Annotated in this window: 1 protein-coding gene; it reads right to left on the bottom strand. The window is 68.0% G+C overall.

The genetic code is table 11. The features are described from left to right. The coding region (locus QMA07_RS11240) for a primosomal protein (protein WP_290161886.1) at positions 1 to 1,887 on the bottom strand (1,887 nt) is incomplete at its 3' end. Between the last annotated feature and the right edge of the window lie 141 nt (positions 1,888 to 2,028).

The following is a 2,028-nucleotide window of genomic DNA, read 5'->3' as shown; positions in this document are numbered from 1 at the left end:
AGGGAAATCGCCTTCGATGTCAGCGAAATCGCCTTCTATGAGGCCGTCCTCGATGATGATCTCCTCGTCGCCGGCCTCGTCGACACCGAGTGCCTCAGCCGCGACCTGTGCACGGTGTGCCCAGAACTCGGCTTCGTCGGTTCGTCCGAGGTCCTCGAGCACGGCTGCACGAGCAGCGAACAGTGCAGGACTCCACTCGAAAGCGCGGTCGGGGTCCAGCTCAGGGATCTCGAGTTCGCCAAGCGCGAGCTCGAGGTCGCCCTGATCCAGGCGCGCACCGGACATCGCGATCGCCAGAGAGACGCGCACCGGTGTGGGAAGAGCAGACCGGTCCACGGCACGGCCGGTCTCGAGCGCGCGGTCGGGGCGACCGATGCCACGCTCGCTGTCGACCATCAGTGCGATCTGGTCGTCCTTGCCGGAGATGCGACGGTACGTGCGCAGCTCGCGAAGGGCCAGAGCGAAGTCCTCAGTCGCATAAGCGGTGATGCCGAGGGTCTCGCGGACGATCGCGATGCGTCCTGCACGGCGAGAGGCAGCGAGGGCGTGCTCGTGCGCACGAGCCGGATCCTCGTCGATGAGTTGAGACGCCATGGCGAGGTGACGCGCGACCAGTTCCGCGTTCTCCTTGCTGAGGGTCTTCAGCTCGTTGCGGGCCGAGGTGTGCAGGTCACGGGGCGTGACCTCATCCGGGATGTGCGGGTCGTTGAAGCGGGGCCGATCGCCGTCTGCCTGAATCGGACGCTCGCGACCCGCTCCCCCGCGCTGCGGGTAGGAACGCGACGTGTCGCGGTCGTGTCCGGCGTCGCGGTTGTACCCGCCAGAACGGGGCGCACCATTGTCACGGTTGTAGCCACCGGAGCGCGGGGCGTCGTTGTCGCGGCGAGATGCGCCACCGTCGCGGTTGTAGCCACCGGAGCGCGGGGCGTCGTTGTCGCGGCGCGGAGCGCCACCATCACGGTTGTAGCCACCAGAGCGGGGTGCGCCACCGTCGCGGTTGTAGCCTCCAGAGCGGGGGGCGTCGTTGTCGCGGCGCGGTGCACCACCATCGCGGTTGTACCCACCGGAACGCGGTGCGCCACCGTCGCGGTTGTACCCGCCCGAACGGGGAGCGCCACCATCGCGGTTGTACCCACCGGAACGCGGTGCGCCACCGTCGCGGTTGTACCCACCCGAACGGGGAGCACCACCATCACGGTTGTAGCCACCAGAGCGGGGAGCGCCGCCATCGCGGTTGTACCCGCCCGAACGGGGAGCGCCGCCATCGCGGTTGTACCCGCCCGAACGGGGAGCGCCACCGTCGCGGTTGTACCCGCCCGAACGGGGAGCGCCGCCATCGCGGTTGTACCCACCGGAACGCGGTGCGCCACCATCACGGTTGTACCCACCGGAACGCGGTGCGCCACCATCACGGTTGTACCCACCCGAGCGGGGTGCGCCACCATCACGGTTGTACCCACCCGAGCGGGGCGCGCCACCATCACGGTTGTACCCACCCGAGCGGGGCGCGTCGTTGTCGCGGCGCGGAGCGCCACCATCACGGTTGTACCCACCAGAGCGCGGTGCACCACCATCACGGTTGTACCCACCCGAACGGGGCGCGCCACCATCACGGTTGTACCCACCAGAGCGGGGCGCGCCGTTGTCGCGGCGCGGAGCGCCACCGTCGCGGTTATACCCACCCGAACGGGGTGCACCACCATCACGGTTGTACCCACCAGAACGCGGTGCGCCGCCATCACGGTTGTAGCCGCCCTCGCGTCGTGGAACGTCATCGCGACGAGCACCGCTGTTGCGGTTCTGATCCGAGCGCCCTCCGGGAGGTCGGTGACCGCGCGATCCATTGTCGTCGTTGCGACGCGGACGGCGCTCTTCCTCTTCCGGCATGATGCTCCCTGTTCTAGATGTTGTTAACGCAAAATGGCCACCCAACGATGGGTGGCCATTTGCTTAAAAGAAGTCCGGCGGTGTCCTACTCTCCCACAGGGTCCCCCCTGCAGTACCATCGGCGCTGTGAGGCTTAGCTTC

Source organism: Microbacterium sp. APC 3901 (genome assembly GCF_030407765.1).
In the GTDB taxonomy this organism is placed as follows: Bacteria; Actinomycetota; Actinomycetes; order Actinomycetales; family Microbacteriaceae; genus Microbacterium.
This window is presented reverse-complemented; position numbering and strand designations above follow the sequence as displayed.